This window comes from Streptomyces sp. NBC_00335, from assembly GCF_036127095.1.
GTDB lineage: Bacteria > Actinomycetota > Actinomycetes > Streptomycetales > Streptomycetaceae > Streptomyces.
Window position 1 is genome coordinate 61,967 of the sequence record NZ_CP108006.1, and the last position, 23,825, is coordinate 85,791.

General features: G+C 73.0%; 21 protein-coding genes. 15 read left to right on the forward strand and 6 right to left on the reverse strand.

From position 1 onward, the window contains the following. Positions 1-171 precede the first annotated feature (171 nt). From OHA37_RS00335 to OHA37_RS00355, 5 genes are read left to right on the forward strand one after another with little or no spacing between them, the layout of a single operon-like run. Positions 172-1,515, forward strand: a complete 1,344-nt coding sequence (locus OHA37_RS00335) for a flavin reductase (RefSeq protein WP_443046094.1) — start codon at positions 172-174, stop codon at positions 1,513-1,515. A gap of 13 nt (positions 1,516-1,528) precedes the next feature. Further along, complete coding sequence (locus OHA37_RS00340; protein WP_266914758.1) at positions 1,529-2,812, forward strand: acyl-CoA dehydrogenase family protein; 1,284 nt, start codon at positions 1,529-1,531, stop codon at positions 2,810-2,812. After that, a complete protein-coding gene (locus OHA37_RS00345) occupies positions 2,809-4,338 on the forward strand; it encodes an aldehyde dehydrogenase family protein (RefSeq protein ID WP_266914760.1) in 1,530 nt (509 codons plus the stop codon). Before OHA37_RS00340 ends, OHA37_RS00345 begins: the two co-directional genes overlap by 4 nt. Then, positions 4,335-5,531, forward strand: a complete 1,197-nt coding sequence (locus tag OHA37_RS00350; RefSeq protein WP_266914762.1) for an FAD-dependent oxidoreductase — start codon at positions 4,335-4,337, stop codon at positions 5,529-5,531. The genes OHA37_RS00345 and OHA37_RS00350 overlap by 4 nt, the downstream gene beginning before the upstream one ends. Before the next feature lie 38 nt (positions 5,532-5,569). Next, the gene (locus OHA37_RS00355) at positions 5,570-7,012 is read left to right on the forward strand and encodes an aldehyde dehydrogenase family protein (protein ID WP_266914764.1); all 1,443 of its coding nucleotides are present in this window, start codon (positions 5,570-5,572) and stop codon (positions 7,010-7,012) included. Between the two features lie 4 nt (positions 7,013-7,016). Here OHA37_RS00355 and OHA37_RS00360 read toward each other — a convergent pair whose 3' ends face one another. Next, positions 7,017-7,301 (reverse strand): Dabb family protein, encoded by a 285-nt coding sequence (locus OHA37_RS00360; protein ID WP_266914766.1) that lies wholly within the window; start codon positions 7,299-7,301, stop codon positions 7,017-7,019. Between the two features lie 106 nt (positions 7,302-7,407). On the opposite strand from OHA37_RS00360, the gene OHA37_RS00365 reads away from it, so the two are divergent. The 10 genes from OHA37_RS00365 to OHA37_RS00410 are packed head-to-tail and all read left to right on the forward strand — an operon-like array spanning position 7,408 to position 17,642. Continuing rightward, a complete protein-coding gene (locus OHA37_RS00365; RefSeq protein WP_266914768.1) occupies positions 7,408-9,153 on the forward strand; it encodes a carbon-nitrogen hydrolase family protein in 1,746 nt (581 codons plus the stop codon). Between the two features lie 9 nt (positions 9,154-9,162). After that, positions 9,163-9,966, forward strand: coding sequence for a hypothetical protein (locus OHA37_RS00370; RefSeq protein ID WP_266914770.1), 804 nt, complete (start codon positions 9,163-9,165; stop codon positions 9,964-9,966). Further along, positions 9,963-10,973 (forward strand): hypothetical protein, encoded by a 1,011-nt coding sequence (locus OHA37_RS00375; protein WP_266914772.1) that lies wholly within the window; start codon positions 9,963-9,965, stop codon positions 10,971-10,973. Before OHA37_RS00370 ends, OHA37_RS00375 begins: the two co-directional genes overlap by 4 nt. Positions 10,974-11,022: 49 nt before the next feature. Continuing rightward, positions 11,023-12,207, forward strand: coding sequence for an aromatic ring-hydroxylating dioxygenase subunit alpha (locus OHA37_RS00380; protein ID WP_266914774.1), 1,185 nt, complete (start codon positions 11,023-11,025; stop codon positions 12,205-12,207). A 4-nt stretch (positions 12,208-12,211) separates the two neighbouring features. Further along, positions 12,212-13,003 (forward strand): hypothetical protein, encoded by a 792-nt coding sequence (locus OHA37_RS00385; protein WP_266914776.1) that lies wholly within the window; start codon positions 12,212-12,214, stop codon positions 13,001-13,003. After that, on the forward strand, positions 13,000-13,974 hold the full coding sequence (locus OHA37_RS00390; RefSeq protein WP_266914778.1) for a hypothetical protein: 975 nt from the start codon (positions 13,000-13,002) through the stop codon (positions 13,972-13,974). Before OHA37_RS00385 ends, OHA37_RS00390 begins: the two co-directional genes overlap by 4 nt. Then, a complete protein-coding gene (locus OHA37_RS00395) occupies positions 13,971-14,807 on the forward strand; it encodes an SDR family NAD(P)-dependent oxidoreductase (RefSeq protein WP_266914780.1) in 837 nt (278 codons plus the stop codon). Before OHA37_RS00390 ends, OHA37_RS00395 begins: the two co-directional genes overlap by 4 nt. Further along, on the forward strand, positions 14,804-15,505 hold the full coding sequence (locus OHA37_RS00400; protein WP_266914782.1) for a hypothetical protein: 702 nt from the start codon (positions 14,804-14,806) through the stop codon (positions 15,503-15,505). The genes OHA37_RS00395 and OHA37_RS00400 overlap by 4 nt, the downstream gene beginning before the upstream one ends. Beyond that, positions 15,506-16,252: a maleate cis-trans isomerase family protein gene (locus OHA37_RS00405; protein ID WP_266914784.1), complete on the forward strand. Its 747-nt coding sequence runs from the start codon at positions 15,506-15,508 to the stop codon at positions 16,250-16,252. A 43-nt stretch (positions 16,253-16,295) separates the two neighbouring features. Next, positions 16,296-17,642, forward strand: a complete 1,347-nt coding sequence (locus OHA37_RS00410) for an FG-GAP repeat domain-containing protein (protein WP_266914786.1) — start codon at positions 16,296-16,298, stop codon at positions 17,640-17,642. A gap of 91 nt (positions 17,643-17,733) precedes the next feature. Here OHA37_RS00410 and OHA37_RS00415 read toward each other — a convergent pair whose 3' ends face one another. From OHA37_RS00415 to OHA37_RS00435, 5 genes are all read right to left on the reverse strand, one after another. Continuing rightward, entirely contained in the window at positions 17,734-18,711 is a 978-nt protein-coding gene (locus OHA37_RS00415) for a poly(ethylene terephthalate) hydrolase family protein (RefSeq protein WP_266914788.1), read from the reverse strand. A 117-nt stretch (positions 18,712-18,828) separates the two neighbouring features. Next, positions 18,829-20,253, reverse strand: coding sequence for an MFS transporter (locus tag OHA37_RS00420; protein WP_266914790.1), 1,425 nt, complete (start codon positions 20,251-20,253; stop codon positions 18,829-18,831). Between the two features lie 70 nt (positions 20,254-20,323). After that, positions 20,324-21,259, reverse strand: coding sequence for an alpha/beta hydrolase family protein (locus OHA37_RS00425; protein ID WP_266914792.1), 936 nt, complete (start codon positions 21,257-21,259; stop codon positions 20,324-20,326). Positions 21,260-21,385: 126 nt separating this feature from the next. Then, positions 21,386-22,006: a hypothetical protein gene (locus OHA37_RS00430; protein WP_266914794.1), complete on the reverse strand. Its 621-nt coding sequence runs from the start codon at positions 22,004-22,006 to the stop codon at positions 21,386-21,388. Further along, positions 22,003-23,805 carry an AMP-dependent synthetase/ligase gene (locus tag OHA37_RS00435; RefSeq protein ID WP_266914796.1) on the reverse strand — a complete coding sequence of 601 codons (1,803 nt, stop codon included), beginning with the start codon at positions 23,803-23,805 and terminating at the stop codon, positions 22,003-22,005. The genes OHA37_RS00430 and OHA37_RS00435 overlap by 4 nt, the downstream gene beginning before the upstream one ends. Between the last annotated feature and the right edge of the window lie 20 nt (positions 23,806-23,825).

Consider the following 23,825-nt stretch of genomic DNA (forward strand, 5'->3'; position numbering starts at 1 on the left):
GGTTCGGGGCGCGGCCTGGCCGTTCCACGACGTGGCGAAAGCATAACGCCGATTTCCCCATGGGAAACAGTGGGTTCGCGAGCGCCGATTTCGTTGACACCCCGAAGGAGCCGTCGTTACGCTGATGGAGACAGTGTTCCACTAAGGGAAACAATGACATGCGGGGGTGCGATGGCCGTCGTCATCGATGAGACGACCTTCCGTCAAGTACTGTCCCGGTGGCCCAGCGGCGTGGGGATCGTGACCACGGCCGGCGAAGACGGCTGGCACGGCATGACGGCGAGCTCGTTCAGCAGCGTCAGCCTCGCACCGCCTCTCGTCCTGGTCTGCCTGGACCAGAGGATTCGCTCCCACGATCTCCTCCTGCGCAACGGCGTGTTCGCCGTCAACGTCCTCGGCCGGGACCACCTCGCCCTGGGCCGCAGGTTCGCGGGCATGGAGCCAGGCGTCACCGACCGCTTCGCGTCGGGAGACTGGCTCCCCGGCGCCACCGGCAGCCCCGTGCTCACGGACTCGGCCGCATGGGTCGACTGCCGCGTGCTGCACCGCTACCCCGGCGGCGACCACACCATCTTCCTCGGCGAGGTGGTGGCGGCGGGAGTACCGCGCATCACCTCTCCGCTGCTGTTCCACTCGCGCTCCTGGGGCCAGCTCGCCGATCCGCTTCCCGACCGGGTCGATCTGGCCGACTCCGGGCTGACCGACTCCGGGCTGACCGGCTCCGGGCTGGCCGGTGCGGCCGCGGGGCCCCGGGACGCCCGCCTGACCCAGGTACTGCGACGGGCAGGCATCAGGGTGCGCCTCGGGCACCTCGGCGGCGAACGCGGACAAGGTGCCGCGGCCGAGGGCGGGGGCGACGGCCTCGGCTGCACCTCGGTCCACGTCGCCGACGCCGCGGCGGCCGTCCGCGCGGCCGCAGCCGGCTCGCCCGCGGTCGAGCTCACCATCACGGCGGACGGCCACGGCACCGCCGCCGCCGACACGGTCCGGGCGATACGCGGGGCCGGGCATCCGGACACCCTTGTCGTGGCCCGGGTACGCGATGCGCTGCAGCCGGGGCTGGCCCGGGCCTGCCTGCTGACGGTGCAGCGGCTGGCCGCCGCCGGCTGCGGTGAGATCGTCCTCGAAGAGCCGGCCGAGGGCTGCCACGACACGGACGGCGCCTCGCCCCTGGAGCTGCGCCGGCTGCTCCAGGACGCGATCCCCGAGGCGGGCCCGGTCCCCCTGCGCCTCGCGTTGCGCGACCACCACGGCCTCGGCCTGGTCAACGCCCTGACCGGGATGAAGAGCGGGGTCCGCTGCTTCGACACCCACTTCGGCGGCCACGGCGGCCTGTTGTCCACCGAACGGCTGGTGCTGCTCTGCTCCCGCATGAACGTGGCCGCCCCACTCGACATCGCGGCCCTGCGCGCCCTGCGCGGCGGACCGGGCGTCCTGCGCAGGCAGCAGCGCCCGGCACCCGTGCCCCACTCCCCTGCCCAGACGGTCTCCTCCCGTGTCCCGGAATCCCAGTAAGGAGTCACCGCCGATGACCACGCACCAGCTCACGGGCGCGCAGCTCGTCGACCGTATGACGGCCGCCGAGCGGGCCCGCGCCGAGCGCGTCGAATCCGTGCTGCCCGCCCTTCGCGAGGCGGCCGAGGAGGCCGACGCGAAGGCCGCCTTCCCGGCGGGCCACACCGCGCTGCTGAGGGAGGCGGGGCTGCTCGGCCTCGTCGTACCCGAGGAGTTCGGCGGTCTCGGCGGAGGTCTGCGCGACCTCGCGGCGGCCACCTTCGCCATGGGGACGGCCTGCCCGTCCACGGCGCTCGCCTTCTTCTTCCACAACACCAGCGCCTCGCGCGGTCTCCTGCCCCTGGAGGCCATCCGCGCGGGCCTGTTCACCAAGGAGGAGATCCCGGTCGTCACGGCCTTCGCCGAGCGCGTGCTGACGACGATGGCGGGGGGCTCCTGGCTCGCCAACTTCGCCAGCGAGTCCGTCAAGAGCTCGGCGGCGAACATCTCCATCGCGACCACCGCCACGCGCGGCGAGGGCGGCTGGGTCCTGTCCGGTGAGAAGTCCTTCGGCTGCGCCACCGGAGTCGCCGACCTCTATCTGGTCACCGCCCGGCTCGACAAGACGACGACCGCGGACGGGCTGGCCATGTTCCTCGTCCCGCGGGACGAGGCCGGGGTCTCCTCCCGCCCGCCGTGGAACGGGCTCGGCATGCGCGGCAGTGCCAACCACGGCATCCGGCTCGACGAGGTCTTCGTGGCCGACCGGGACGCGCTGACCGTGCCGGGGGCCTTCACCCGCATGCTGCAGGTGAGCCGCGGCAGCTTCGTCGGCAACCAGCTCGCCATCGCCGCCGTCTACACCGGCGCGGCGCAGGCCGCGTACGACTACACGCTCGGCCAGTTGACGCGCAAGACCTTCGCCGACACGGGCAGGCCCATCGCCTCCTCGCCCATGCACCAGGTCCTCATCGGCGAGATGACGCAGAACCTGGCGACCGCCTACCAGTGGCTGCGGCGCCAGCTGGAACTGGAGACCTCCGAGCCGCCCATCAGACCCAAGTCCGAGGTCTTCAGCCAGTGGCGGCTGGGCAAGGGTGCGGTCACCGAAGCCTGCTTCGCCGTCGCTCTCGGCGCCCTGAAGGCATCGGGTACCTCCGAAGCACGCCTGGACGGAGTCATCGGCCGGACCCTGCGCGACCTGGCCATGGGACTGGTCATGACCTTCCCCGCGGAGCGCGGTCGGCTGGAGGCGGCGAAGATCGCCACCGAGGCCCAGGAGAACGCGCTGTTCGCGACCTTGGGGGAAACCCAGTGACCTCCCCGAGCCGTCTTCCCGAGGCTGCCGGCCACGACGTCCCGCTGCCGGTCACGAGCGACTTCGTCAACGGCGTGTGGCGGCCGTGCACGGTGCGCCTCGGCTTCGATCTGGAGAACCCCGACACGGGCGAGCAGGTCCGCCCGGCATTCGGCAGCGCCGCCGACCGCATCGACGCGGCGCTGACGGCGGCGGCCGCACTGCACCGTTCGGGTGCGTGGGCCGGTCTCCCGGACGAGGAGCGAGCCGACGCGCTGGAGGCCGCGGCCGCGGCCGTCGAGCAGGCCGCGGAGCGCATCGTGACGGTGGAGGCCTTCGGCACCGGCGTGCCGCTCACCCAGACCGCCGGGCTGGGCGTCATCCTCTCCGGGGCCTTCCGGATCGCGGCCGCCCAGTTGCGCGGCGGACTGCTGGAACGCACGGCCACCGCCCCGGGCGGCCGCCCCGTGCGCGTACGGCGCGCCGCGCTCGGACCGGCCCTGTGCGTGCTCCCCTACAACGCCCCGGCGCCCATGGCGGCCCACAAGGCGGCCAGCGCGCTCGCCGCGGGCTGCCCGGTCGTCATCAAGGCGCCCGAACTCGTGCCGTACGGAACCCAGTTGCTGGTGGAGGCCGCCGCGCGGGGGCTGGCGGCGGCGGGAGCACCCCCAGCCGTCCTGCAACTGCTGCACGGGGACGCCGGGACGGGGGCCCTCCTCGTGTCCGACGAGCGCATCCGGGTCGTCTCCTTCACCGGCGGCACCGAGGCCGGCCGGAAGATCGGCGCCGCCTGCGGCCTGGCGCTCAAGCCCGCCCAACTGGAACTGGGCGGCAACAATCCGCTCCTCGTGCTGCCGGGCGCCGACCCCGAGGTCGCCGGGCGGATGGCCGCCGAACTGCTCACCACCCTCAACGGTCAGTGGTGCCGGGCGATGGGCAGGCTCGTCCTGCCCGCGGAGCTGGCACAGGACGTCCTGGATGCCACCGGCCGCGAACTCGCCGCGCTGCGGGCGGGCGACCCGCTGCTCGCCGGCACCGGCTACGGACCACTGGCGCACTCCCGCCACCACGCCGCACTGAGCGCGGGTGTGAAGGCCCTGACCTCGGCCGGCGCCACGGCACACGCCTGGACCGGGATACCGGAGCGCGGCAGCTTCTTCACCCCGCTGCTGATCACCGGGGCCGCCGAGGAGTCCACCCGTCGCGAGCTGTTCGGCCCCGTGGCCGCCGTACACACCTACGACCGGGAGGAAGAAGCCCTCTACCTGGCCAATTCCACCGGCTACGGGCTCGAGGGGTACGTGTGCGCCGCCGACCCCGATGACGGGTTGCGCGTGGCCGCCGGCATCTCCGCCGGGGAGGTCAAGGTGAACGGCTCCTCGGTGATGAGCCTGCATCTGGACACGCCCCGTCCGGCCTGGGGCCTGTCGGGTCTGGTGGACGAGGGAGGGGCCGAGACGCTGCTGCACTTCACCGGTACCCGGGTGACGGGCGTGGAGGCGGGCTTCGCCCTGCACACGGCACGCGGGCACGGGGAGCAGCGGTGACGGCCTCCCCGAAGGCACCTCCCGCCGACCGGGTGCTGGTGGTGGGGGCGGGCCCGGTCGGCCTGACGGCCGCGCTGGTTCTGGCGCGGCAAGGAGTGCCCGTCACCGTCCTCGAGGCGGGGTCGGAGCTCGCGGCCGAGTCGCGTGCCTCCACGTTCCATCCGCCCACGCTGGAGATGCTCACCGCACTGGGTGTGGGGGACGCACTGCTCGCGCGCGGTCTGGTGGCGGACTCCTTCCAGTTCCGTGACCGGCACGAGGGGGCCCTGGCGACGCTGGACCTGTCGCTCCTGGCCGCGGACACCCGTTTTCCGTTCCGGCTCCAGTGCGAGCAGAACAAGCTGACGCCCCTCCTCCTGGACGCGCTGGAACGCTTCCCGGGCACCGAGGTGCGCTTCGGGGCGCGCGTGGCCGGAGTGGAGCGGACCTCCCGGGGCATCTACGCGGTGCTCGGCGACGGGAGCCGGGTTCAGGGGTCCTGGCTCGTGGGCGCCGACGGGGCGCACTCCGCCGTACGGCAGTCGGTCGGCGCCGAGTTCCACGGGATGACCTACCCGGAGCGGTTCCTCGTCGCCTCGCTGGACGAGGATCCGGGGACCGTGCTGCACGATCTGGCTCCCATCGCCTACGTGCTGGATCCCGACGAGTGGATGGTGCTGCTGCGGACCCCCGACCACTGGCGGGTCCTGCTGCCCACCCCGGAGGGCACGTCCGATGCGGCCGAGCTGCTGCGGCTGCCCCGCAGGCTGCTCGACATCACGAGGGACGTACGGGGGCCGGCCATCGCCCATGCCAGCCTCTACCGCGTCCACCAGAGGGTGGCCGGCACCTTCCGCAGCGGACGGGTCCTGCTGTGCGGCGACGCCGCACACGTCAACAATCCGCTGGGCGGCATGGGCATGAACAGCGGCATCCACGACGCGGTCCTGATCGGCCGCGCTCTGGCGGACCTCCTGACGGGCGAGGGGTCCGAGGACGAGCTCACCGACTGCGCCGAGGCACGCCGCGCCTGCGCACTGCGCTACGTCGGGGCGGAAACGCACGCGAACTGGACGCGGCTGCGCACCCGGGATCCGGCGGAGCGGGCCCGGCTCGTGGCGGAGCTGCGGGCCACGGCGGCGGATCCCGTGGCGGCCCGGCGGTCGCTGCTGCGCAGCTCGATGATCGATTCGCTGCGCGGTGTCCGGTGGTAGCGGCGCCGCGGGCGGACGGGAGCGGGCCGGACATCACCGTGGCCGATCCGGCCTTCACCTCCCGCACCGTGGGAAGCGTCCGGTCCCACACGGCGGCGGAGGTGGACTCCGCTGTGGCGGCCGCGTCCACCGCGGCGCCCGGCTGGTCCGGTACGTCCGCGGTGGCCAGGGCCGCGGCGCTGGCCAGGATCGCCGACGGCCTCGAAGCCGCGGCGGCGGAGCTCTCGGAGCTGCTCGCGCGGGAGTCCGGAAAGCCGCTCGCGGACTGCCGGGGAGAGGTGGGGTACGCGTGTGCGGTGCTGCGCTGGTACGCCGCCGAGGCCCCGCGGCTGCTGGCGCCGCACGTGGTCGATGACACCCGGGGCCGGCTGGAGCGGCGGTACCGGCCGTTCGGGGTGGTGGCCGCGCTGACCCCGTGGAACGCCCCCGTGATCCTGACCGCCGTGAAGCTCGCCCCCGCCCTCGCCGCGGGCAACACCGTGGTCGTCAAACCTTCGCCGTTGGCCCCTCTGGCCGTCTCCGCCTTCCTGGAAGGCGCGGCCCGGGAGCTCCCCGAGGGTGTGGTCCGGGTGTGCCACGGACACGCCGAGGTCGCGTTGCGGCTGGCGGGTCACGGGGAGGTGGGCAAGCTCTCGTTCACCGGCGGGGCAGTGGCCGGCCGCGCGGTCGGCGCGGCGGCCGCCGCGGCGCTGACGCCGACCACGATGGAGCTCGGCGGCAACGATGCCGCGGTGCTGCTGGACGACGCCCCGCTGACCGAGGCGGACATGGACCGGCTGGTCATGGCGAGCTTCGCCACGGCCGGTCAGGTGTGCATGGCCGCCAAGCGGGTCTATGTGCCGCGGGCCCGGCTGGGGCAGTTCGTGGAGCGCTATGTGGCGGCGGCCGCCCGGGTGCTGCGGCTCGGCGACCCCCTGGCCCCGGGTACCACGGTGGGGCCGGTGATCTCCGCACGGGCCGCGGTCCGCGTCCGCGGCCTGATCCGCGACGCCCGGAAGCGCGGCGGCAGCGCCGTCGAGCTGGGGACCGTACAGCCCGGCCTGGATGTGGAGGGTGGGCATTTCGTGCGACCGACGCTGCTGCTGGGGCTGCGGGAGGATGCCCCTCTGGTGTGCGAGGAGCAGTTCGGACCGGCGCTTCCGGTGCTGGCGTACGAGGGCGTCGACGAGCTCGTGGAGCGCGTCAACGCGGGGCCGTACGGTCTGGCGGCATCCGTGTGGAGCGCCGACGAGACACGGGCCTTCGAGCTGGCGGCGCGGCTGGACGCCGGCTTCCGCTTCGTCAACACCCACAACCGGACGGGGATGGCGCTGCGGGCCGCTTTCGGCGGGGTCAAGGGCAGTGGGCACGGCCGCGAGTACGGGGCCGAGGGCTTGATGGAGTACGTGCAACCGGTGCTCTCTCACGCACCCGCCGCCTTCCGGGCGGGGGGCGCGGGCATGGCTCCGGGCGCCTATCCGGGCGGTGGTCCGGGGACCTGAGGCCTCAGGGCTCCAGGTGGTCGACCACGGCACGGTCGGCGAGCAACGGGCCCAGCCACGAGGCCAGTCGACGGTGTTCGGGGTGGCTCTGGTAGGCGACGAGTTCCCCGGCGTCCGCGTGGCGGGTCGTGAGGACGAGGTCGTACGAGAGGTCCGAGCCGGTGACGTCGAGGCCGACGCTCAGGGACCGGATCTGCGGCACGGAGCCGTCCAGACGCCGCAACCGTTCGGCTGCCTCGGGGGCATGGGCGGGATCGGTGAACCGCATGAGAACTACGTGCACCAGCACGGCATTTGCTCCTTCCGGTCGACGACTTCTCCCCCTGTCGCGGGAGGGCTCGGCGAGTGTATGTTCGGGAAACACTGTTCCGCTAGAGGAACCAATGGAGTTCGCCATGGACGAAGCGCGCACGTTCCGTGTCGCGGCTGCCCAGTTCGAAGTGGGCCGGGACCGCAAGGCCAATCTGGCCGCCTGTGTCAGGGCGATCGACGCCGCAGCGGAGCAGGGCGCGATTCTCGTGGTCCTGCCGGAGTTCTGCAATCACCTTTCCTGGTACGACGACCGCGAGCAGGCCCTCACGGCCGCGTGCCGGCCGGAGGACGACTTCCTGGCGCCTGTGGCGGAACGCGCCGCGCACCACGGCATCTACGTCAAACTGCACGTCACCCTGGCCTCCGGGGTTCCGGGAGCCGAGCGCATCACGGCCGCGAGCCTGCTCTACGGGCCGGACGGCGTGCTGGCCGGGGCGGCGGACAAGCAGGTCCTGATGGGCAGCGAGAACGACCACCTGGACCCCGCCGCCGATGTCGGCCCCGTCATCGACACCGCTCTGGGTCCGGTGGGCCTGTACTCCTGCATGGAGGGGGTCATCCACGAGGTGTGCCGCGGACTCGCCCTGCGCGGCGCCCACGTACTGCTCAACAGCCTCAACTCCTTCGCCCTGGACGAGGCCGCGCTGCACATCCCGGTGCGCGCCGCGGAGAACAAGGTGTGGGTGATCGCGGCCAACAAGGTGGGCCCGCTGCTCCCGGCGGACCGGATCGGCACGATCAGTGCCGCCATGGGGGTGCCGCCCGAGGCCCTCGACGGTGCGGGCGAAAGTCAGATCGTCGCCCCCGACGGAAGGGTCGTCGCCAAGGGGCCTCGGCGGGGGGAGGCCCTGGTGGTCGCCGACATCCGGCCGGCCGACGCCGCCGACAAGCGTCGCCGGGACGGCACCGACGCGTTCGCGGTGCGCCGGCCCGCGCTCTACTTGCCGATCGCCTCCCCGCCCACCCCCGCCCCCGCCTTCGCCGGGTCCCGCGCCGAAGAGGTCGTGGCCGCGGTCGTCCGGCCCGCCGGCAGCGGCCGCCCGGCCGTCGAGGACGCCGCGCGGCTGGTCCGTCTGGCCGCGGGACAGGGGGCGCGCCTGATCGTGCTGCCCGAACTCTTCTGGCACGCGGGTGGCGTCCTGCCCGATCGGCAGCGCCCGGACCCGCAGGACGCCCAGGACGTTCTCGGGACCCTGCGCACCTCCCTGGAGGGCAGCGGCGCACACCTCGCCTTCACCCTCCCCCTGCCTACGGGCCACGCCGGCGTGCTGCTCGACCGGCACGGCCCGGTGCTGACGCAGCACCAGCTGCATGACGGCGTCCGCCACCGGGGCTGGGCCCGGGCGGGCACGGCACCGGCGCTGCTCACCCACGACACACCATGGGGTCGCGTCGCGGTCGTCCTGGGCGACGACTCCGTCCACCCGGAAATCCTGCGCCTCGCCGCGCTCCGGGGAGTCGACACCGTGGCCGTCTGCCTCGGTGCGACCGAGCCCTGGGAGCCGGCCCTCGGCCTGCCCGAACGGGCGGCGGAGAACCGGATGAATCTCGTGGCCGCGGGCCACGGCTGCGGCGCCCTGCACGCGCTGCCGGTGGAGTTCGGCCTGTGGCGCTCCCGCGACGCCGCCTTCGACGGCACCATCAGCACGCCCGCCAGCACCCCGGCGGGCCCCGGCCTGACCCTCGCTCCCGTCCGCCCCCGCCAGGCCGAGAAGCGCCTGGTCTCGCGCGGGACGGACCTGGTCGACGGCCGCCCCTGGAAGCTGCTGGGCGCCCTGGTGGCGCCCCGGCCCTCCGCCCCCGTAGCGCACCCCCGCCCCGGTCAGTGAAGGAGTGACGTGTCAGAGACACTCAAGGCCGTACAGGACATGACGGACGAGGCTCCCGTCACCGATGTGACCGAGACCTTCGTCCAGTGGCAGGACCTGCTGAACGAGCTCAAGGCGAAGATCGCCGCCCGCTTCGAGCTGAACCCCGATCCGTCCACCGGGGAGTTGGAATCCTTCGGTGCGGACGACGGCCCACGGGGTTCACTGGCCGGTTTCAGCGGCCCCGAGGTCGACTGGATGATCCACTCCTGGGTCGGGGACCCCGAGCACGGCTTCGTCAACCTCCACCTCACCGTCTGGCTGGGACCGCAGGTCCGCGTCCCCCACCTGGGCCTCGCCCTGCTGTGCTGGCCGGGCGGCTGGTTCTACCTCGACTCCGTGCCCCGTACCAGCCTGGTGGCCGACGGAGACTACTACGACCGCTACTACGCCCCCGCGGAGGAGGAGTGGCTCGCGGTGCGCGAGGAGTACGAGGACCTTTCGTGGTTCACCAGCCGCAGCGGCTTCATCCGGGGCAGCCTCTCCCCCACCGCGTACTGCTACTCGATGCCCCGCGACGAGCGGCACGTCGAGTTGGTGCGGCGCCTGATGCACCAGCAGGTCGACCGCTGGCTGACCTGGGTGGACGCTGCGGAGCCGGTACCGGCTGACGAGCGGGATGCGCTGGCCGCCGCCGACCTGGCGATCCGCCGCAACATCGTGGAGCGCGACCCGGCGAACGTGATGGCCGTCCGGTACTTCGGCCATCAGGTCACCGACCGGCTGGTGCGTGCGCTGTGGGGCGGCGACCGCGTCCTGCCGAGGCCCTCGTGAAGCAGGTCCGCTCCCTGTGGTGGGCCTGCCGGGTCCCCGGCCTCGAGGAGCCCTTCGACACCGCGCACCTGAGGGTCTTCCATCCGGCCCGGGCCACCGGCTCCGCCGCCGAGCGGCTCACCGGCGTGGTGGCGGCCGATGCCGAGTACGGCCCGTTCCCGGTCGTGCTCCTGCTGCCCGGGATCAACGTGCCCGCCGACTCCTACCGGTGGCTCGCGGTACTGCTGGCGGCCCGGGGCTTCGTCGCGGTGACGCCCGAGCTGGTCGGAGAGCTGTTCGGCGGGAGCCACGGGGTGACGCCGGGCATCGATCTGGAGGCCTGCGGTCCGGGCACCTACGGCACCCGTGCGACGACTCCGCTGATCGGCGCGGTGCTCACCGCCCTGGCCGAACTCGCCCCGGGCTCTCCCTTGGCGGGGCTCCTGGACACGGAGCGGGTGGTCGTGGGCGGCCACTCGGCCGGCGGCACCGTGGCCCTGCAATCCGCCGCCCACGTGCCGGGCCTGCGCGGTGTCTTCACCTACGGCGCCCACACGCTGGTGGCCTCGGCCCTCGGCCATCCGCCGGGCACCGTCCTGCCGATCGGGGGTGACGTGCCCGTCCTGCTGATGTCCGGCGAGGACGACGGTGTGATCGCCGCGAGTGCGGACCGCTACGCGGCCACGGCGGATGCGGGCAGGGGCGCCGGCCCCGCGGACGCGAGCACCGACCCCGTCGCCCGCACCTTCCACGACGCCCTGGGCGACCGCGGCGGCGCGCACGCCTGGGTCAAGGTCGCCGGGGCCGGCCATTTCACGCTCTGCGACCCCGTGGACCCGACGAGCGCCCGGGGCTTCCTGGAGACGCCGGGAGCGGGTGAAGGCGACGCGCGCGCCCTCATCGGGCTCCTCGTCGCGGCCTTCTGCGCGGCGGCCCTGCCGGAGCGGCGGCCCCCGGCGGACACCCGGGCGTACGGGGCGCTGCTGTCGCCGCCGCACCCGGGGCTGGTCTCCGTACTGCGCCGCTGATCTCCGCCCCTTCTTGCCGAACCGTCATGAACCGCGAGGTGCCCCACCGATGCTGAAGAACTTCTGGTACGCGGTCGAGTTCTCCGACCGTGTCGTCCGCAAGCCCCTGAAGGCCGTCTGTCTCGGCCAGTCCCTCGTCCTGTACCGCACCGCGGCCGGCCTGCCGGTCGCGCTCTCCGACCTGTGCGCGCACCGCGGGGCCGCCCTGTCCGCCGGCACCCTCAAGGACGACTGCGTGGTGTGTCCCTACCACGGCTGGCGCTTCGACCCCGAGGGCACGTGCACCACCATTCCCGCCAACCAGCCCGGCCGGGGCATCCCTAGGAAGGCGCGGGTGGACTCGTACCCCGTCCAGGAGCGGTACGGCTTCGTCTGGGTGTTCCTGGGCGATCTTCCCGAGGAGGAGAGGCCGCCGATCCCCCTCTGGCCGGAGTTCGACGACCTGGTCCAGGACGGCGGCCGGTTCAAGGCGGTGACCGGCGAGTACCTCTGGCACTCCAACTACGAGCGGATCCTGGAGAACGGCTGCGACATCGCGCACACCCCCTTCGTGCACGCGGGAGCCTTCGGCAACCCGGACCGGCCGGAGGTGGAGGAATACACGGTCGAGCAGCCGGACGAGTGGTCCGCCTTCGCCACCGTGGCTCTCAACCCGCCGGCCGCCAGGGGCTTGTGGAGCAAGCTGTACACGGACCGCCGCTCGCAGGGCAAGGACCGGCCGCCGGTGGTGACCACCGCCGGCTGGATGCTGCCCAACCTGATCAAACTGCACGTACGGCTGCCCCTCGGCAACATGATCATCTACGACACCAACATTCCCGTCGACGAGACCACCACCCTGGTGAAGTGGGTGGCGCTGCGCGACTTCTTCACCGGTGACTGGGCCGACGGCAACGCCCGCAAGCGGGTCCTGGGGATCTTCGACCAGGACGCCCCGGTCGTGGACGGAACCCGTCCCGAACTGCTGCCGGCCGACCTCGGCGCCGAGCTGCACCTGCGCTCGGACATGATCTCCGTCGCCTACCGACGGCGCCGCCAGGAGCTCGCCGCGAAGGGATGGGCGGTGAGCGACGCCGATCGCATCATCGGCGATGTCCCGGCGCGCAGCGCCACCGTGATCGCCTCCCCGGGCCGGCGCGCCGTACCCGAGCTGGCACGCGCCTGGGAACAGAAGGCCCAGGGGTTCCACCCGACCGTCGAAGGGGCGCAGTCCCCGGCCAGTGAGAAGGAGTAGGCACGTGACATCCTCCGCATCCCCACCCGACGACTCCAGCGGCAGCACGACTCCCGCCGCCCGCTTGTCCCGGACGATCCTGGACGCCCTGCTCGCCGGTACGGCGCTCGAAGAGCGGCCCACGCCCTGGGCCGTGCTGACCACCCCCGCCACCCCCGATCCGGTGGGCTCCGTACGCTACTTCCGCGGCGCGGGACACCACGGCGTCGACGCCGTCGTCACCATCTCCCTGGTGGTGCCGGCCTTCGGCCTCGACAGCCACATGGTGTTCGCGTTCGGCGCCGCGGACTCGCCGCTGCCGCACTTCACCCTCGACTCCGTCCAGGCCGGCGGCGGGTACGCCTTCCACCTGGACCTGGTCCAGCGCGTCGACCTCGCCGTGAACCCTGCCTACGCGGACCTCGTGTACGGGCCGCTGACGCAGGCGTTCGCCCGGGCCTCGGAGATACCGGGTCTGACACCGGCGGCCATCAGCCCCCGACAGCGTTCCCTGATGTCACCGTGGATGCTCGTACACCGCGCCGACGAGAGCGCGTTGCACGCCATCACTCCGATCGCGGAGGGATACCTGCGGCACTGGCTGGAGCTGACCCGGGCGTTTCCGGCCGACGCCGCCGGCGAGGCCAAGGAGGCGGACGCCCCTCTGCGCGACCGGCGGCTGCGCCAGGCCCTGTTCAGCCGGGAGATCGACCCCGTCTGGGCCCAGGTGGACCGACTGCTGGGCACGGCCGTCACCGACGGCCTGCGCGGACTGCTGACCACCGGCAGACTGCCCGACGGGGAGGCCGCGTCATGAGCGACGCCTCCGCGCCCGGGCCGAGCGAGTGGCAGCAGCGCATCGCGGGCGAATGGCACGGCCGTCCTTCGCTGTTCGACGCGCAGGGAACCTGGTGCGGATACGAGGACATCCGCCGCTCCTCGGAGTTCACCGACGGGGGGACGGTGTACCGGATGGACGGCGGCCTGCGCCAGGGCGGCCCGCTCGCCGGCCGGTTCCAGCTCGCAGCGCCGTTCGCCTTCGCGGTCACCGACGCCGACGACAACCGCCTCTACACGGGCCCGGACTTCCACGGCAGCGGGCAGCCCTACGGCGCCTTCGTCGACGCCCACTACTACGGACCGGGCTGGCAGGTCGCGCTGAACACCTGGAACCACGTCCTGCCCGACGGGGCCACCCAGGTCTACTCCTCGGTGCTGCACCAGGGCTGGACCGTGATCGGCTGCTTCAACGGCGTGTACGTGCGCACCACCGACCACGACGTCAACGAGGGCACCCGCGACCGCGTCGCACGGCACCTGGCGGCCGAGACGGACGCCGGCCCCGTGCCGTGGATCCTGCCCACCAAGCAGAACGGCAGCTTCACGGGTTCGTGCGAGCTGTGGAGCGCCGAGCAGAAGCACCTGGGCGATGTGGAGGTGGAGATCGCCGTCCGTCCGGTGGACCTGTTGCGCACCCGCCACCACGTCACCTGGCGGGGGGCCGGCCTGGACCGGTCCTTCTCGGTGGAGCGGCGGCGCGACGGCGCCCGCGAGTTCTGGGAGGGACCGGACGCGTGGGGCAACGCGCAGGCCTTCGGCCGGGCCAATTTCCCCCTGTGGCACTTCACCGGCGGAGACGTGCACCGCGTGCGCGGGCGGGAGTTCGTGCTCGACGCACGTCCCGCGATGGCGGCGGGCGGCCGCCTGGCCGTGACGTACGAGTTGTTCGGCGGGAACGCACTGGCGGCGGTCCTGCACGGCGTACTCGACTGGGAGGCCGCGTCATGACCCCGACCGTGGTGGTCACCGGCGGCACCCGGGGCATCGGGTTCGGCCTGGCCCGCGCGTTCCTCGACCGCGGCTGCCGGGTTGCCGTCTGCGGGCGGGACGCGGCGGGCGTCGAGGCCGCCCTCACGCGTCTCGGCGGTGGGCCGCAGGCCATCGGCCACGTGGCGGACGTGACGGACCGGCAGCAGGTGGCCGCGCTGTGGACGGCGGCCGAGGAGGCCTTCGGGCCGGCGGACATCTGGATCAACAACGCCGGGGCGACCACGGCCCGCAAGCCGCTGTGGAGCCTGGACGCACGACAGGCCGACGCCGTGACGGAGGTCAATCTGCGCGGAGTCGTCAACGGCAGCGCCGTCGCGGCGGAGCACTTCCTGCGTCTGGGCCGCGGCCGGCTGTGGAACATGGAGGGCTTCGGTTCCGACGGCCGGATCATGCCCGGGCTGAGCGTCTACGGCGCGAGCAAACGAGCCGTCACCTACCTCACCCAGGCTCTGGCCGCCGACCTGCGCAAGGAGCAGGACACCCGGACCCACGACGTCAGGGCGCAGCTCCTGTCGCCCGGGATCGTCGTCACGGACCTGCTGCTGCACGACTACACCCCCGCCGAGTACGCGAAGGCGCGGGCCGTGCTCAACATCCTGGCCGACCGGGTGGAAACCGTCACCCCGTGGCTGGCGGACCGGGTCCTGGCCGACCGTACGGCCAACGGCGGCCGGGTCGCATGGCTGACGCGCCGCAAGGCGGCCGCCCGGTTCGCGACGGCCGCGCTGCGCAAGCGGTCCGTGCTCCCGGAGACCCTGCCCGGTGCCCCCGAGCGGGAGGGTGCCTCATGAGCGCGGCCTTGGACTATCCGTTGTCGCTCGCGGTCGAGGACTTCGTCCCCGTCCTCCTGACGGGCGCGGGCGCGGCCCTGCTGATCGGGCCGCTGCGCACCCTGCGTCCGCGCACCGGCCGCACCGCGGCGGCAGGCACGGCGCTGATCCTCCTCGGCGGCCTCTCCAAGGCCGTCTGGAAGCTGCTGGTGGCCCTGGACGGCCCCGACGTACAGGCCATGAACAAGGCGCTCTTCCCGTGCCTGTCCTTCGGCTTCCTCCTCCTGGCCCACGCGCTCCTCACGCTCCCGTCGAACGGGCCGGGCGATCCGGCACGGCGTACGCCTCCGCCGCTGTGGGGGTTCGCCGCGCTGTGGTCGGCCACCGGGGCCGCGGGGCTGGCCCTGAGGTCGACGGCGCCCCACATGGTGCTGACCATCGTGGCCGTCACCGTGTGCGGTGTCCGCCTCATCCTGCTCGCCCGCGCACACGGCGACACCGCGGCCGCCGCCGCCGGTGGACTGTGGCTCACCGGCATGTACGTACTGGGGCCGCTGGCGGCCCGCCCCGACCAGAGCGTGGCACTGCAATGGGTGGAGCAGTCGGCCAACACCCTCACACAAGGCGCCTTCGTCCTGCTCGCCTGGAGGCTGGAGAAGCGCCTGCGCGCCGCTTCCTCCCTCTCTTCCTCCCCCACCTCCGACCGATCGGCGGCGTGAATGACGGACAGTCTCGGCTGGAGGCGCAAGTTCGGTGTCATCGCCCCCAGCACCAACACCATCGTGGAACCCGACTTCTACCGGATGGCCGTACCCGGTGTGACGGCGCACTTCTCCCGCATCCACATCCGCGATCAGAACATGGCCCACGACGCCGGCATGGAACGGCTTCTGGAGCAGATCCGCGACGAGATCGGCGCTGCCTGCGAGCGGGTGCTGACCTGCGAGCCGGACTACATGGTCATGGGCATGAGCGCGGAGACGTTCTGGGGCGGCGTCGAAGGCAACCGGGCCTTCGTCCGGCAGATCCACGACATCACGGGACTGCGGGTGGCCACCGGCGCCGAGGCCTGCGAGCGGGCCCTGCACCTGTTCGGGGCCCGGCGCATCGCCGTGGTGACCCCGTACCAGCCGGTCGGCGATGCCAACGTCGACCGGTTCTTCACCGAGCTCGGGTTCGAGGTGGCCGGCATCAGGGGCCTGCGCTGTCCGACGGCCGTTTCGATCGCGCACGTACCGGAGGCCGAACTGCGCTCCGCGCTGGTCGAGCTGGCGGCGCTGCCGGGGGTGGAGGCCATCGTGCAGTGCGGGACGAACCTGTCGATGGTCTCCCTCGCGGACGAGGCGGAGCGGTGGCTCGGGCTACCGGTGATCGCCATCAACGCCGCCACCTGGTGGATGGCCCTGCGGGACAACGGCCTGCATGAGCCGCTGTACGGCCACGGCACCCTGCTGCGCGAGCACTGACTCCACCACGACACGGCATGTCTACCAACAGAGGGGGTACCTCGTGCCTGCACTGATCCGTCCGGCCCTGGCCGTGCTCATGGCCCTGTCGCCCCTGGCGGCGGCTCCTCCCGCGGGGGCTCCGCCCACGGCTCCCCCGCCCGCCTCCTTCTCGCCGCACACGGTCGACCCGGACCTGCCCGGCGCTGCCTTCGCCGTGACGGGCAACGTCGTGGGCGACGTCCGGCAGGAGATCGTGGCCACGGGCTTCGGCCGCTTCACGACCGTTCCGGGCGGCCCGCCGATTCCCCCGTCGGCCGGCCAGCTCGCCGTCTACCGGCAGAGCGGGCACGGTCTCGACACCTGGTCGAAGCAGCTGGTCTTCGACACCGACGCCGCGATTCCCTTTCCGAACGAACCGGCCGTGTCCGACGTCGACCGCGACGGCGACCGCGACATCGTGGTGCCGGGGGGCTTCTTCCGCTGCGCGACCGCGTGCGGATCCCTCACCTGGTGGGAGCAGCGCAGGGGATCCTGGAAGCGTCATGACATCGTGCCGCCGGGCAGTTCGCCGTTGTTCTACCACCGGGCCCTCCTGGTCGACTTCGACCGCGACGGCCGGCGCGATCTGGTGACGGTCGGCGAGTCCTCCCAGCCCGTCACCCGGATCGCGGGCCGGCCGGCGGCCAACGCCTGGATCCAGGTCTTCCGCGGCACGGCCGGACCCGAGCGCTTCAGCAGCGAACCGGTCGACGTCGCGGCCGGCGGTGGCGCCCTCCCCGTCGTGGAGGACGTCGACTCCGACGGGGACCTGGACCTCGCTTCCCCGCAGTACTTCGAGCCCGGAGCCGGATACGTCTGGCTGGAACGCACCGCGGCGCCGAGCCGGGAGCACCCGATGGGCCGGTTCGCGCGGCATGTGGTCGACACCACGCAGGGCAAGGCCATCGCCCTGCGGCCGGTACGCAACCTCTACGGCGACGGCCGAACGACATGGGTGGGCTCCAACCACACCAATACGGCCTTCCCTCCGGGCTCGACCGACCCGACCTCGCAGGTGGTCGTCTTCTCGGTGCCCGCGGACCCGCGCTCCGCTTGGACCGCGACCGCCGTTTCGAACGGCATCACCTCGCGCGGGCGGGCCGGCCAGGCCGCGCCCGGGGTGTTCGGCAGCGGCGACCTGGACGGGGACCGTGACGTCGATCTCCTGGTGTCCGGCGACGGTGACGACCGGCTGTTCTGGCTGGAGCAGAAGGCCGATCACACGTTCGCGACGCACGTCCTGGCGAGCGGTGCGGGTCAGGCCGGAGGCGCCGTGGTGACCGATCTCGATCGCACCCGGCCCCGGCGCAACGAGGCCGTGTTCACCGTCTTCGAGTCCAACAGCGTCATGTTCTGGACCCGCGACTGAGTCGTCGCGGGGACGTTCTCCCTCGCATACGAAACGGCATCCTCCCGGCCGCGTGCCGGGAGGATGCCGTTCTGTTGGACAGGTCCTGGCCTCAGTAGGACTGCTGGACCGTGACCGCGGAGTCGGCGGAGTCTCCCCAGTAGCGGACGTAGGACCGGGCGAAGGAATCGCCGAGCGAGGCCTTCAGGAAGAGGGCCGACCATCGGGCGGAGGTACGTATGCCGTCGACCTGGCCGGTGGTCTGGGCCGAGGGGTCGGGGGCCGCGCCGGCGGGGTTCTGGACGTTGGTGATGCCGTAGTGGTTGACCCCGGCCACGGTCACGAGGGCCTTCGGCTTGAGCTGGAGTGCCTCGTACGTGGCGTGGGCGGCTGCCGGGGCGGCGACGCCGTCGGCGGCTCCCTGGATCAGCGCGACGGGCACCGTGTTGGCGATCGGGGCGACGGGGCCGCCGCCGGGCGGGGCGTTGTTGGTGCCGAAGAAGGCGGCCGCCTTCAGTTCCGCGGGCTTGACGGCGCCCGGCGGGAGGCCGAAGCAGAAGGGCGGTGCGCACTGGCCCTGGACGGTCGCGACGCCGGCGGCGCCGCCGAAGGAGTGACCGAGGAGAGCGAAGGAGGCGGGGTCCAGCCGGCCGGCGAGGGGGCTGTCGGCCCTGGTGTTCTCGGCCTTCGACCAGGCGACGGTGGTCAGGCTCTGGTCGGCGGAGGCCCACAGACCGGGGATGCCGAACACCGCGCGGAGGTGGTTGGGCACCACGACGACGAAGCCGAACGCGGCCACGGTGCGGGCGTATCCCTCGTAGTGGCTCTTGTCGACGTTGGCGCCCTGCTGGAGCAGGACGACCGGAAGCCGGCCGCCCGTTTCGGGGTAGTAGACGTCGGCGGCGTCCGGCCCGACGGTTGCCGTGTAGACGAGGGTGGGGAAGGTGGTGGGGCTCTCGGGGGTCTCGGCCGCGGCCGCCGTGCCGGCGGTGGAAGCGGCGGTCAGGAGGGCGAATCCGAGCAGGCCCGCCGCGATGCCGCGGCTGGTGCGGCTGGTGCGGCGCCGTGCGTGGTGCGTGGTGTGTGCCATCAAGCAGTCCGTTCTTCTTGGCCGTCTTCGGCGAGTACTGGCTTGTCTGTACTGGCTTGTCTTGCGGGAACGTCCTTGCCCGGAGCGCGAGTCGACCGCGTCGGGGTGTGGCTCGGGTCAGACCGACCGGCGGGCTGCCTCGGCCGCGTCGGCCTCGTAGGAGCCCCGGCCGCTCAGGACGACCGCGGATCCGACGAGGAGGGGGAGGAGGACCACGAGGAAGGCGGTGCGCAGCGATCCCGTGGCATCGGAGGCGAGGCCGATGAGCCAGGGGCCGAGGGATCCGCCGAGCGTGACGAGCAGTTGGAGGACGGCGAAGCCGAGGCCCCGGCGTTCGGCCGCGACGACGTCGGCGTTCGCGGCGGTGAGGTTGGCGAGCGCGGCGGCGAAGCCGAAGTTGGCAAGGGTGAAGCACAGGGCCTGGGGAATGAGGACCTGCAGGGTGACGGCTCCGGCCAGGGCAAGGGTGCCGAGGAGGAGTCCGGCGCCGCCGATGGCGATACGGCGGCCCTTGCGCGGGCCGCGGTCCCGGTCTCCGAGCCAGCTGCCCGTCACGATTCCCGCGACGATGCCGACCAGCCCGCTCCCGCCCGCCACCGCGGCCGCCTCCGCCTCGCCGAGGCCGAAGAAGCGGTCGTAGTAGGAGGGCATCCAGTAGAAGAGGCCTCCCAGGCCGAAGAAGAGGATGCTCAGGCCGGTGACGACCTTGCGCAGGGTGCGGATGCGCAGGAGTTCGCGCAGCTGGGTGAGCAGCGGGGGCGGTACGGGACGGCCGCCGCTCGGTGCGGGGACCGGATCCGGGGTGCCGGGTTCGGTGGTGGGCTCGGTGGCGGGGTCGGGGTCGCCGCCCTCGCGCCGGTACCACAGGGTGAGGCGGTCGCCGGTGCCCCGGACCGGTTCGCGCAGGGTGAGGACGAGGAGGGCTACGAGGAGGCCGGGTACGGCGACCAGGAAGAATCCCGTGCGCCAGCCGACGCTCTCCGCGAGGGCCCCGCCCGCGATGACGCCGATGGGCAGGCCGCCGAAGTAGGCCATGCGTTCGTAGCCGAAGGCCCGGGTACGTCCGGGGCCGGGGTAGCAGTCGGCGAGGAGGCTGGAGGCGGGTGGGTTGTAGAGCTGCCCGGCGGCCCCGAGGAAGACGCGGACGGTGAAGAGGGCGAGGTAGCTGCCGACCAGCCCGGTGCCGACGGTGAGGAGCGACCAGACCGCGACGACGGCGGCCACGGTCCAGTTGCGGCGGGCGGTGTCGGCGAGACGGCCGGCGGGGAGCAGCAGGATCACGGCGGCGAGCGATCCGGCGGTGGCGATGGCGCCGCCGGCGGCGTCTCCGAATCCGAACTCCTCCTGGATCTTGGGCAGGGCGCCTGCGAGGAGGTTGTACTCGATGCGGTCGATCGCCGCGACGAGGGCGATGCATACGGCCGGCCACCATCCGAACGGGGCGGGTGCGCCCCGCCGGACGGTGACCGGGGGCCGCCCGGGGAACACGGTGAACGCGCGCCGCTCACGATCGGGGTCGAGGTGGGGAACGGGTGCGCTCACGGTGCTCCTCCGGGCTCCCCCGGGATCCTCCGGGCAGGGATCGGCACCGAAGCCGATCAGCGGGGCGGGGTCAGGGCTTGGCGGTGTACACGACGCCCGGCAGGGTCTGGGCGGCCGCGCCCCACACCTGGTCGCGCAGGGAGGCGTCGAGGCCGAGGGTGTGGAGCAGGTAGGTCGTGGTGACCGAGCGGGTGAGGCGCTGCTGTTCGGCGCGGGTGACCGATCCGCTGTCGCAGCCGAAGCCGTTGCTGTCGGTGAAGCCGCAGTGGAAGCCGCCGGTGATGACGCGGAGCTGGGTGGGGGCGGGCTTCGCGTCGTACATCTTGCGCTGGTTGCCCTCGACGCCGGCGATGGTGTCCTTGCTGCCGCCGACGTACTGGGCCGGGACGGTGAGGGCGGCGGAGGCGGTGACCGCGGAGGGGTTGGTCTCGGCGGCGGCGAGGGTGGTGACGGTCTTGACGGCCGGGTTGCGGGACGCGGCGAGCAGGGCCGCGCCGCCGCCCATGGAGTGGCCGGACACGGCGTAGCGGCCGGTGTCGACGGTGCCCGCGAAGCGGGATCCGGTGGTGGAGTTCTGGGTGGTCAGCCAGGTGAGGCCGGCGTTGAGGTCGTCCGCGAAGCCGGTGTGGCTGGGTGCCAGGCCGCCCTGGGATTTGGGAGTGACCGTGATGAAGCCCCACGAGGCGTAGTGGCGCAGGGTGCTCTCGTACTTGGAGATGTCCTGGAAGAAGCCGTGGCCGAAGGCGAGGCCGGGGTGGAGGCCCTGGGCGACGGGTGCGTTGGCGCCGGCGGTCGTGCCGGGGTACCAGACGCGGGCGCTGTAGGAGCGGCCGGCGGCGGAGACGCTGACGTCCGTGTAGGCGACGGGGTAGGCCCCGGGCGAGGCGGGGTCGGCCGCCGCCGCGGCGGCGGTGTGGGGGGTGGCCGCCAGGGCGGTGGGGGCGGACAGCGTCGCGGCGACGGCCAGCATGATGGCTGGGACGGCGCGCTTGAGGGTGCGTAGCACGGTGGTGCCCTCCTGTGGGGGTATCGGAGAGGGAAACGCTGTGTGCTACTTCAGCATATTGACGCGCACACGCCAATAGTCCGGGTGTTTCTTTCTACGAAACACTGTTGACCCTGAGGGAACGTCTCAGGCGTGCAGGGCAGGCCGTGCCTGGTCACGCCGCACAGCGGCGAGCAGACCCGCCAGCATCATGGCCTCCCCCAGGTTCCCCAGCGGCGGCGCCGCGAAGGCCGCGGCCGAGGCCGCGAACACGGCGAAGGCGCCGAGGGCGATCGCGGGTGTCCCTCCGCGGATCCATGCGGCAGCCCCGATCAACAGGAGCAGCACGATCGCCAGGACGGCGGCCACCGGGAAGCCTCCCGGCTCGGCGTCCGCGTAGCGCAGGGTGTCCGCCCAGTGGCGGGGCAGCAGATGCAGGCCCGGCAGGGTGGTGACCGTACCGAGCACGGCCAGCGCGCCGGCGGCGGCCCACGCGGCGCCGAGGGCGTTGCGGCCGGCGCGCAGGGCGAGGGCGGCGCACGGCACGACGAGCGGGGTGCCCAGGGCGTGGACGACGAAGCGGCCGGCGCTCAGTGCCTCCAGCAGCCGACCCTCACCCAGCAGGGAGCCTGCTGCCACGACGGCGGAGTCGTAGGCGAGGGCGCAGCCGAGGAGGCCGGTGAGCCGGCCGGCCGGGCCCGTACGCCATGCGGCGGCGGCGAGCAGGATCTGGAGGGTGGCCAGCAGGGCCAGCCCGGCGGAGATCACCGGGCTGCCTCACCGCGCCGGTAGAGCGCCTCGATCCGTTCGGCGTACCGGGCGGTGACCGCGGCGCGCCGGACCTTGAGCGTCACGGTGAGCTCGGGTCCGCCGGGCGTCCACGGCTCCGCGATCACCTCGTGGACACGGATCCGTTCGGGCCGTGAGAGGCGGGTGTTGGCGTCGGCCACGGCTCGTGCGACGGCTTCCGCGAGGGCGGCGGCGAGTTCGGGGTGCACGTCGAAGGGCTCGGCGGGGGTGATGCCCTCGCGGCGGGCCCAGGCGGCGACCGCTTCCGGGTCGGGGACGAGGAGGGCGACGTTGAAGGGCCTCGCGTCGCCGATGACGACGGCGTGGGCGATCAGGGGCGAGGATTCCTTCAGGACCCCTTCGATGCGGGCGGGGGCCATGTTCTTGCCGCCGGTGCTGATGATGAGGTCCTTCTTGCGGTCGACGATGCGGACGTCTCCGTCGGCGTCGAGGGCGGCGATGTCCCCGGTGTGCAGCCAGCCCTCCGCGTCGATGGTCCGCGCGGTGAGCTCGGGCTCTCCGCGGTAGCCGCGCATCAGGAAGGGGGCCCGTACGAGGAGCTCGCCGTCGGCGGCGATCTTGACCTCGGCACCGGGGACGGGTCGGCCGACCGTTCCGGGCCGCTGTCCGCCGGGGGGTGCGATCAGGGCGATGCCGCTGAGCTCGGACATGCCCCAGGCGTCGGTGAGGGGCAGTCCGAGCGCCTGGAAGAACTCCTGGAGCCCCTCGGGCGCGGGCGCGGCTCCGGTGATGCAGATCCGGGCACGATCGAGTCCGATGCGCCGGCGCAGTGCGCCGAGGACGCCGTCGGCCTCCTCCAGTTCCTTGTGCTCCGGCGCGGTCATGGTGCCGGCGGACCGGCGGTGGGCGAGGCGGCGGCCGGTGGCGAGTGCGTTCTCCACGAGTTCGCGAAGTGCCGGGTCGGTGTCCGCGAGCGCGCTCTCCAGGGCGGCGCGCGTGCGCTGCCAGACGGCCGGGACGGCCCCGAAGAGGGTGGGCCGCACGAAGGTGAGGGCCTCGGGCAGCCGGGACATGTCGTCCAGACAGGTCAGACGGGTTCCGCAGAGGAGGTGGGTGTAGTGCGAGCCCCACCGGTCGGCGATGTGCGCGGCGGGCAGGAAGGAAATGTGACTGTCCCGGCTGCTGACCTCCAGCACCTGCTGGGTGCCGGCGAGTTGGCTCATCATGGCGCGGTGGGTGATCTCGACGGCCTTCGGGCGGCCTGTGGTGCCCGAGGTGTGGATCAGGGTCACGAGGTCGTCGGGCCCTACGTCGCCGAGGGCCGAGGCGAGTTCGAACGGGCCGGGCGCGCTCGCCTCGACGTCGCCCAGCACGAGCACGTCGTCCTGCTCGGGGTGTCCATCGCCGTCGACGGTGACCAGGTACATGACGGCCGTGCCGGTGACGGCGACGCGCAGCACGGGCAGGAAGCGGCGTTCGGTGACGACCACACGGGCAGCGGTACCGGCCAGCAGGTCGTGTATCTGGTCCGCGGGCAGGCTGTTGTAGAGGGAGAACGGCACGGCACCCAGGTGGAGGGCCGCGCAGTCGGTGACGTGGAATTCGGGCCGGTTGGTGAGCATGAGGGCGACCGGTTCGCCCCGCCGGACGTCGAGGTGGCGCAGCGCGGCGGCGACGGAGGCGACGCGGTCGGCGTACTGGGCCCAGGTCAACGCGGTGCCGGTGAGGGTGAGCAGGGCGGGTTCCTGCGGCTGGGCTGCCACGGTCCGCTGGAAGGCCTCGCAGAGGGTGGCGGGCGGATCGGTCGCGGGCGTCATGAGGGCTCCTCGGGAGGGGA